General features: G+C 60.4%; 9 protein-coding genes. 4 read left to right on the top strand and 5 right to left on the bottom strand.

The genetic code is table 11. The annotated features are described in order from the left end of the window. Window positions 1-99: 99 nt before the first annotated feature. From ASC85_RS20250 to ASC85_RS20265, 4 genes are all read right to left on the bottom strand, one after another. Complete coding sequence (locus tag ASC85_RS20250; RefSeq protein WP_003199435.1) at window positions 100-1,428, bottom strand: deoxyguanosinetriphosphate triphosphohydrolase; 1,329 nt, start codon at window positions 1,426-1,428, stop codon at window positions 100-102. Between the two features lie 232 nt (window positions 1,429-1,660). Continuing rightward, window positions 1,661-1,996 carry a hypothetical protein gene (locus tag ASC85_RS20255; protein WP_003199437.1) on the bottom strand — a complete coding sequence of 112 codons (336 nt, stop codon included), beginning with the start codon at window positions 1,994-1,996 and terminating at the stop codon, window positions 1,661-1,663. Beyond that, window positions 1,993-2,382: a phage holin family protein gene (locus tag ASC85_RS20260; RefSeq protein WP_024618372.1), complete on the bottom strand. Its 390-nt coding sequence runs from the start codon at window positions 2,380-2,382 to the stop codon at window positions 1,993-1,995. The genes ASC85_RS20255 and ASC85_RS20260 overlap by 4 nt, the downstream gene beginning before the upstream one ends. 3 nt (window positions 2,383-2,385) lie before the next feature. Next, window positions 2,386-2,700 (bottom strand): DUF883 family protein, encoded by a 315-nt coding sequence (locus ASC85_RS20265; protein WP_003199441.1) that lies wholly within the window; start codon window positions 2,698-2,700, stop codon window positions 2,386-2,388. A 339-nt stretch (window positions 2,701-3,039) separates the two neighbouring features. Here ASC85_RS20265 and ASC85_RS20270 point away from each other — a divergent pair, with 339 nt between their 5' ends. Beyond that, window positions 3,040-4,248: an ammonium transporter gene (locus ASC85_RS20270; RefSeq protein WP_057451059.1), complete on the top strand. Its 1,209-nt coding sequence runs from the start codon at window positions 3,040-3,042 to the stop codon at window positions 4,246-4,248. Window positions 4,249-4,256: 8 nt separating this feature from the next. On the opposite strand, the gene ASC85_RS20275 is transcribed toward ASC85_RS20270, so the two are convergent. Next, window positions 4,257-5,969 (bottom strand): cation:proton antiporter, encoded by a 1,713-nt coding sequence (locus tag ASC85_RS20275; protein ID WP_057451060.1) that lies wholly within the window; start codon window positions 5,967-5,969, stop codon window positions 4,257-4,259. A 189-nt stretch (window positions 5,970-6,158) separates the two neighbouring features. Here ASC85_RS20275 and ASC85_RS20280 point away from each other — a divergent pair, with 189 nt between their 5' ends. The 3 genes from ASC85_RS20280 to ASC85_RS20290 all read left to right on the top strand — a co-directional run bounded on the left by ASC85_RS20280 (window position 6,159) and on the right by ASC85_RS20290 (window position 7,770). Continuing rightward, window positions 6,159-6,395: a glutaredoxin family protein gene (locus ASC85_RS20280; protein WP_057451061.1), complete on the top strand. Its 237-nt coding sequence runs from the start codon at window positions 6,159-6,161 to the stop codon at window positions 6,393-6,395. Window positions 6,396-6,487: 92 nt separating this feature from the next. Beyond that, a complete protein-coding gene (locus ASC85_RS20285) occupies window positions 6,488-6,808 on the top strand; it encodes a hypothetical protein (protein ID WP_003199451.1) in 321 nt (106 codons plus the stop codon). Window positions 6,809-6,879: 71 nt separating this feature from the next. Then, window positions 6,880-7,770 (top strand): pseudouridine synthase, encoded by an 891-nt coding sequence (locus ASC85_RS20290; protein WP_057451062.1) that lies wholly within the window; start codon window positions 6,880-6,882, stop codon window positions 7,768-7,770. Window positions 7,771-7,959: the final 189 nt, after the last annotated feature.

Below are 7,959 nucleotides of genomic sequence, written 5' to 3' on the forward strand. Positions count from 1 at the left end.
GCACATCCTGCATTGATGCGCACAGATCCACTGCCATCGCGAGCAAGCTCGCTCCCACAGGTTTTGTGCCAGGTGCAGCACACTGTCGATCCACGCCTTTTATTGGCGCGTGCGGCCGGTCATCTCCTGGGCCATTTCGCTGGCGTAGCTGTCAGTCATCCCGGCGATGAAATCGATCATTCGCAGGAACGCGCTATGCAAAGGGCCATTGGGGTCCGGCGCGTTGTTCCCCAGCAGGTCGAGAATGCGGCGATTCTTGAACGAAGGCGTGCGGCCCCCGTGCTGTTCAAGGGCCGCTCCGCAAAATCCGTTGAGCAGGATTTCCAGCGTGGTGTAGGCGCCGATTTCGTGCAGGGTCTTGCGCTTGTCCTGGAAAATTTTCCGGCGCGCCATGTCCTTGGCATTCAACACGCAGCGTTTTGCCGGGCCGTGCATATGCTCCACCAGATCCCCTGGCAATGTGCCGGCAAGCAATGCTTCCTGCTGTTCGACAAAAGCCCGGGCGGCGGCGTTGGTCAGGTGTTCGATGGCCTTGCCCCGCAGGATCGCCAGTTTGCGTCGCCGCGAGTCCAGCGGCCCCAGCTGCCGGTAGGTGTCCGGAAGATCGTCGCCCACCAGGTCCAGGAGCAGCGATTCCACCTGGGGGTATTCCAGGAGATCCATCTCCACGCCGTCTTCCAGGTCGATCAGCGCGTAGCAGATGTCGTCGGCGGCTTCCATCAGGTACACCAAGGGATGCCGTGCCCAGCGTTGATCCTCGATCTGTGGCAAACCGAGTTTGTGGGCAATCTGCTCCAACAGCGGCAGTTCGCTCTGGTAGCAACCGAACTTGTGTTTCTTGTAGCCCAGCGAGTCCGCGTGGCGGGCAGTCCAGGGGTATTTCAAATAGGTGCCGAGGGTGGCATAGGTCAGCCGCGTTCCGCCGTCGAACTGATGGTATTCAAGTTGAGTGAGGACGCGGAATCCTTGGGCGTTGCCTTCGAAGTTGAGGAAGTCGTTGCGCTCGGCTTCGCTCATTGCATCGAGCCAGCCACGGCCGGCGGCCTGCTGGAACCAATAGCGGATAGCATCCTCGCCGGAGTGACCGAACGGCGGGTTGCCAATGTCGTGGGCCAGGCAGGCCGATTGCACCACCATGCCCAGGTCGCTTGGCTCGCACCAGTCAGGCAGGGCATTGCGGATGGTTTCTCCCACGCGCATGCCCAGGGAGCGCCCGACGCAGCTGACTTCCAGGGAATGGGTCAGGCGCGTATGGATGTGGTCGTTGCTGGAGACCGGATGCACTTGCGTCTTGCGTCCGAGGCGGCGGAAGGCGCCGGAAAAGATGATGCGGTCGTGGTCCTTGTGGAAAGGACTGCGGCCCAGTTCTTGCGGACTGTGCAGCGGTTTTCCGAGACGTTCGCGAGTCAGCAGGGTGTGCCAATCCAAGGCCGGTTGCTCCGTTTGATGATGTCGGTGTCCTAGCTTCCCGGTTCGTGGGGCGCGCTGCAAGGCTTATGGGAGTAGGAGTTGCCGAAGGCTGCGATCTTTTCGTTCACTCAGGATTCAATTGGCTGGGGCAAGATCGCAGCCTCGTTGCACTCGACAGCTCCTACACAGCTCCTACACCGCGCTTACTATGCAATCCCGCGGGGGCAAGCTCGCCGCGATGTGTAGGTCCTCAGGGCTTGCGCAGGTCTTTGGCCAGCTTGACCAAGGGCAGCAATGTCGTTGCCAGGCGGATCAGGCCAGTCAAGCCACCGCCACCGCCATTGCGGGTCCGTTTGCCGGTGATGAAACCGAGCAGGGACACCGCCGCCACGCCCCACAGGGGCGCGTGCTTGATACCGAAGCCTTCGTGCCAGCTTTGCGTCAAGCCGCGCACCCGTTGCAAGGGCTGTAGCAATTGGCGCGTTTCCTGACGGATTTCCTGGCGATGCATTTCCATGCGCAGACGCACCAGCGCCTTGCGCATTTCCTGTCGGGTTCGGGCTTGAGGAATATCAGGCAGGCTCATGGCAACAGGCGCTCCCGGTCATTGGCCAGTTCTTCGAGGGTGGCGTTAAAAGGGGAGGACTCGTCATAGATCGCTGCCTTGAGCCGCAGACCGCAGAACAGCGCTGCCAGCAGGTAGAACAGGCACAGGCCGATAATGCCCGCCAGGCGATAGGTGTCCCACACCAGGATCAGTACCAGCGCCGAAAGCCCGACCAACAGCAGCAGGCCGAACACCAGCGCAAGGCCGGCGAACAGCAGGAGGCTGACGGTGCGTGCCTTCTGTTCCTGCAATTCCATGCCGAACAATTCGACGTGGCTGTGCAGCAAGCCAAGGAACGCCGCGCCCAGGCGGCGTGCTGTAGGTTGTGTGCCCGCTTCGGACGAGCCGGATTCGTCGATACCCATCATTTAGCGCCGTGTCGCCAGCAGACCAATCAGGAAGCCAACGCCTGCGGCAATGCCCACCGATTGCCAAGGGTTGGCCTGTACATATTCCTCGGTGGCGACCACCGCAGCCTGGCCGCGTTCGCGCATGGAATCTTCCGTCAGCTTGAGTGTTTCGCGTGCGCGCAGGAGGGTTTCGTGAATCTGGCTGCGCAGTGCATCGGCTTGATCGCCTGCCAGCGTCGCGGTGTGATCGAGCAACCGTTCCGTGTCGCTGACCAGCGTCTGGAAATCTTCCATCAGGGTTTCTTGAGCAGTCTTTGCCTGGGTTCTGGCCATCGGTGGATCTCCGTAAGTGACGTCTGAAACGTTCGAGTATGAGCCTTGCTGGAAGGTTCAGTACAAGTGACTGGTACAACTTTTGCTCAGGCTTTTGCCATGTACTGGTGCATCAGCCTGCGCCAGTGCGCTGAAGCTGGGCGAAAGCCCGAAAAACCTTAACCCAAATAATCAAAACCCGCGAAGCACCTCCAAGCGGGATTTCGTTTTGACCGTTCTTGCGCACCAAAGCGGTTCATCGGCCTGCGTTCGGCCAATGAGTCGTTTCAACTTGGTGCGCTCGCAAGGCAAGCGAACCGGTTTGGTGCTTTTTTCAACTTTTTCAGGTCTGCCAATACCATGGAAAATATGCAAAGTGCCGTGGACGGTCTGGTCCACAGCTCCAACACGCTGTTCATCCTGCTCGGTGCAGTCATGGTCCTGGCCATGCATGCCGGCTTTGCGTTTCTTGAAGTGGGAACGGTCCGGCAAAAGAACCAAGTCAATGCACTGTCGAAAATCCTCAGCGATTTCGCGGTCTCGACCCTGGCCTATTTCTTTATAGGCTATTGGATTGCCTACGGTGTGACCTTCCTGCAACCGGCAGCGGAGCTCAGCGCCGATCACGGCTACAGCCTGGTGAAGTTTTTCTTCCTGCTGACCTTTGCCGCCGCGATTCCGGCCATCATCTCCGGTGGTATTGCCGAACGTGCCCGGTTTGCACCGCAGTTGTGCGCCACGGTGCTGATCGTGGCGTTTGTCTATCCGTTTTTCGAAGGCGTGGTCTGGAACGGCAATTTTGGCCTGCAGGCCTGGCTGCAAGCCCGGTTCGGCGCCAACTTCCATGACTTCGCCGGCTCCGTGGTGGTACATGCCATGGGCGGCTGGCTGGCGTTGGCTGCCGTGCTTTTGCTCGGCCCGCGTAACGGCCGCTACCGGGACGGCCGCCTGGTGGCGTTTGCGCCTTCGAGCATTCCCTTCCTGGCCCTGGGTTCGTGGATCCTGATTGTCGGCTGGTTCGGTTTCAACGTGATGAGTGCCCAGACCTTGCCCGGGGTGAGCGGGCTGGTGGCGGTCAATTCGTTGATGGCCATGGTGGGCGGTACCGTGGCGGCGTTGATTGTCGGGCGCAATGACCCGGGCTTCCTGCACAACGGTCCGCTGGCCGGTTTGGTGGCGGTCTGTGCCGGTTCCGACCTGATGCACCCGGTCGGTGCGCTGGTCACGGGGGCCATTGCCGGTGCCTTGTTTGTCTGGTGCTTCACCGCGGCCCAGGGCAAGTGGAAGATCGACGATGTGCTCGGCGTCTGGCCGCTGCACGGGCTGTGCGGGGTCTGGGGCGGCATTGCTTGTGGCGTCTTTGGCCAGAGCGCCCTGGGCGGCCTGGGTGGGGTCAGCCTGGTCAGCCAATTGATCGGCACGGCGTTGGGGGTTGTCGTCGCCTTGGCCGGCGGGTTTGCGGTCTATGGCGTGATCAAGGCCGTACTGGGGCTGCGCCTGACCCAGGAAGAAGAGTATTACGGCGCCGACCTGTCGATTCACAAGATCGGCGCGGTCAGCCAGGACTGAGCGTCGCACTATGGCTCCTTGTCCTGGTTGCCGGGATAAAAGCCATGGAGCAGGCGATAGCGGTCATGACGAACCTGATCCACATGATGCCGGACCTGCTGCTCGGGCAGGCCGAGCATGATCAGGGCGTGGGAGGCCAGCATCAGGCTCGACTCCAGCAGCTCCGGGACCACTTCGCTGGCCCCGGCAGCCTGCAACTCGGCCAGTTGGCTGTCGTCACGGGTGCGCACCAGGATAGGTACATGGTGGTTGACCTGTCGGGCCGCCTTGAGCACGGTGATGGCGATGTCGGTCTTGTCCACCGCGATCACCAGCAACCTGGCGCGGCTCAAGCCAACGGCCGCCAGCAGGTCTCCTCGTCGCGAATCCCCATAATGCACGCAGTTTTCCCCGACGGTGGCTTCCTGGATGATCACTGGGTCGTCATCCAGGGCGACGAACGCCTGGCCTTCGCGGCGCAGGAACCGCCCGATGGATTGACCGACGCGCCCATAGCCGCAAATGACCACATGGCCCGACAAGCCGGCATTGAGTGCGCTGATCTGGTCCAGTTGCGCCTCTTCGTTGGGTTTGCGATGCAGGCGCGCGGCGACGCGTGGCGCGGCGCGCAGCAACAGTGGAGTCAGTAGCATCGAGCAGAAAGTCGCGGCCAGCAGCAGGCCGCTGATGTCGGCGGGGATGAGGTGGTTCTGCTGCATCAGGGCCATCAGGGCAAAGCAGAATTCACCGCCCTGGGCCAACGCCAGGCCACTGCGCCAGGCGGTTTCAACGTCGCTGCCGCGCCATTTCACCAGGACGGCGACCACAAAGCCCTTGATGAGCATCAAGCCGAGAGTCAATCCGAGGATCAACAAGCCGTCATCGAGGAACAGCTGCAGGTCGATCAGCATGCCAATGCTGACAAAGAACAGCCCCAGCAGGATGTCGCGGAACGGGCGTATGTCGGCCTCGATCTGATGCCGGTAGTGGCTTTCCCCCAGCAGCATGCCCGCCAGGAAAGCGCCCAGGGCCGGCGACAAGCCAAGCAGGTGGGTCAGCCATGCCGTCAGCAACACGATCACCAGGGCCAGCAGCACGAACAGTTCTGCGGATCGGGACGCCGCCACTTCATGGAACAGCCGGGGCAACAGCAGCCGGCTGGCCAGCAGCAGGCCGCCGAACAGAACCAGGGTCTTGCCCAAGGTCAAGGGCAGCGCCCAGTACCACGGGTGGTCGCTGCTGCCGGCGAATACCGGCACCAGCGTCAACAACAGCACCGCGATAACGTCCTGGAACAACAACACGCCGATGGCGTTCTGGCCGTGGCTGCTGAAGATCTCTCCCAGGCTGGTCAATTCCTTGCTGACGATGGCAGTGGAGGACAAGGCCAGCCCGGCGCCGAGCAACAACGCGACGATCACAGGCGCGCCGCCCAACGCCAGCAATCCCGCCAGGACCGCCCCCGAGCACAGCACCTGCAGGCTACCGAGGCCGAACACGACCCGCCGCAGTTCGAGCATTTTCGACAGGGAAAACTCCAGCCCCAACGAGAACAGCAGGAACACCACCCCGAGCTCGGCCAAGTCAGGCAGTTCTTCGCTGTCGTTGACCCAGTCCAGAGCGGTAGGCCCGACCGCCAGCCCGACGCAGAGATAACCCAGCACGGGTGGCAGGCGCAGCCGCCTGAACAAGGCGATGACCACCAGGGACGAGGCAAGGATGATCAGCAGGTTGGCAAACAAGGGGAACTCCGTTTCAAGGCTACAACGCACAGCGTAGAGGGGAAAATGCGACAAGCGTCGCTGGAAAAGCATTGGCGCTCAGTGATTTGCATCAGCGTTTTACCGAAACGCCTTGAAGCGAGCCAGCGACTCGACGGTTTCCCGGCTCGGGCCTAGAATGACCGTCTATCTTTTTTGGGTCTACCCGCCATGCTTCCTGAATGCCAGTTGTTCGGCACCCTGGGGTGTCATCTATGCGAAGTAGCCGAAGCTGAACTGATGCCTTTCGTCGAACATGGATTGTTGGTGGAACTGGTGGACATTTCAGAACGCGAAGACTGGGTGGACAGTTATGGGCTGCGTATTCCCGTGCTGCGCAGGCTGGATACCGGTGCCGAGCTGGACTGGCCCTTCGAGGCCGAACAAATCGTGAACTTTCTCGGTTGAACAGTTCATTCGTCAGTTCCTGATACTGCGGTTGGCGAAAGTATCGTGCTTCGGTTACTGTATGTCTATACAGTTATCTGGAGTGCATCCCCTTGGTCAATGTCGAACAACTGAAAAGCAGCGTGAACAGGATGTCCGCGGACGTTGTGCGCGAGGCAGTCCTGGAGCTGCGCCTGGATGGCTTGGTTACCGAAGGCAAGACACCCTTCAATAAACTGCATTTCAACACCTGTTTCGCCGAGATTGAAGCGTTGTTCCAGCGTGCCGGCTATCACAAACAGTTGGATGTGGTGGGTTACCAGGGCCTGTTGTACGCGCTGTACGATCCAGGTCGCTGGGAGGCGGTGGAAGTGCTGCGCTGGTTGAAAGAATTCACCGAAGCGGCGGCAAAATCGACGTCAGTCACCGCGTGAGCAATCATTGCTGGGCTGGCCTGTGCGACTGTCGGATAATACCGCCTCGCAAAAATGCCTAAGAGTTTTCAATGCCCGGTTCATCGTTTTCCGCCGCTCATCATCAGGCCAGTACGCTGTACCTGCCGCCCGGTTCCTGGCAGACAGTGCTGGAGTGCCTGTGCGAGCATTTCAGCGCCATCAGTCGCGAGCAGTGGCTGGACCGGATCGCTCGGGGCCGGGTATTGGACGGGGAGGGCAGGGCCATCCAGGTCGACTTGCCATACCGCGAAGGCCTGCGCATCCACTATTTCCGTGAAGTGCCCGATGAGAAGCCGATCCCGGTGGTGGAGTCGATCCTGTATGCCGACGAGCATCTGGTGGTGGCAGACAAACCGCATTTTCTGCCTGTCACCCCGGCGGGTGAATACGTCGAGCAAACCTTGTTGCGACGGCTGATCCGGCGGCTGGACAATCCTCATCTGGTGCCCCTGCACCGCATCGACCGGCACACGGCCGGGCTGGTGTTGTTTTCGGCCAACCCGAACACCCGCTCGGCGTATCAGTCGTTATTTCCGACGCGGCAGATCGAAAAACGCTACCAGGCCATTGCCCGCGCGTTGCCTGGGTTGACCTTTCCCATGGTGCACAAAAGCCGGATGATCGATGGCGAACCGTTCTTCCGAATGCAGGAAGGACCCGGCGAGCCCAATACCGAAACGGCCATCGAAGTGCTGGAAAGGAACGGCGAGTTGTGGCGCTATGGCTTGTATCCGGTTACGGGTAAGAAGCATCAGTTGCGGGTTCACATGAATGCCCTTGGGGCGGGGATCTGCAATGATCCGTTTTATCCTGATGTGCTTCGGGATGTTGAGGATGACTACTCGAATCCTTTGAAGCTGCTGGCTCAAGGGTTGCGTTTTGTTGATCCGGTTACTGGTCAGGAGCGGGTGTTCGAGAGCGGTATTTCGTTGCAGTGGTAGTTTTTTGTTTAGGGGGAATGGTGTGTATATCCGTTTCTTCGGTAACGGCTACTTATGGTTTCGCCCTTACGGCCAGCCCTTTCAAGGTCTTTTGGCTTTAGCGGCCTTGAGCACCCGATCCGTCGACACGTGAGCATTCGCGGCTTTGCCTTCCAGCCACTCTTTGGATTTGGGCACCTTCGGGCCCCG

This window comes from Pseudomonas sp. Root401 (assembly GCF_001425105.1).
Taxonomy (GTDB): Bacteria; Pseudomonadota; Gammaproteobacteria; order Pseudomonadales; family Pseudomonadaceae; genus Aquipseudomonas; species Aquipseudomonas brassicacearum.

Excerpts from the sequence above, each read along its gene's own strand:
- ASC85_RS20255 (WP_003199437.1), bottom strand. The coding sequence starts at position 1,996 with ATGAGCCTGCCTGATATTCCTCAAGCCCGAACCCGACAGGAAATGCGC.
- ASC85_RS20260 (WP_024618372.1), bottom strand. The coding sequence starts at position 2,382 with ATGGGTATCGACGAATCCGGCTCGTCCGAAGCGGGCACACAACCTACA.
- ASC85_RS20265 (WP_003199441.1), bottom strand. The coding sequence starts at position 2,700 with ATGGCCAGAACCCAGGCAAAGACTGCTCAAGAAACCCTGATGGAAGAT.
- ASC85_RS20270 (WP_057451059.1), top strand. The coding sequence starts at position 3,040 with ATGGAAAATATGCAAAGTGCCGTGGACGGTCTGGTCCACAGCTCCAAC.
- ASC85_RS20280 (WP_057451061.1), top strand. The coding sequence starts at position 6,159 with ATGCTTCCTGAATGCCAGTTGTTCGGCACCCTGGGGTGTCATCTATGC.
- ASC85_RS20290 (WP_057451062.1), top strand. The coding sequence starts at position 6,880 with ATGCCCGGTTCATCGTTTTCCGCCGCTCATCATCAGGCCAGTACGCTG.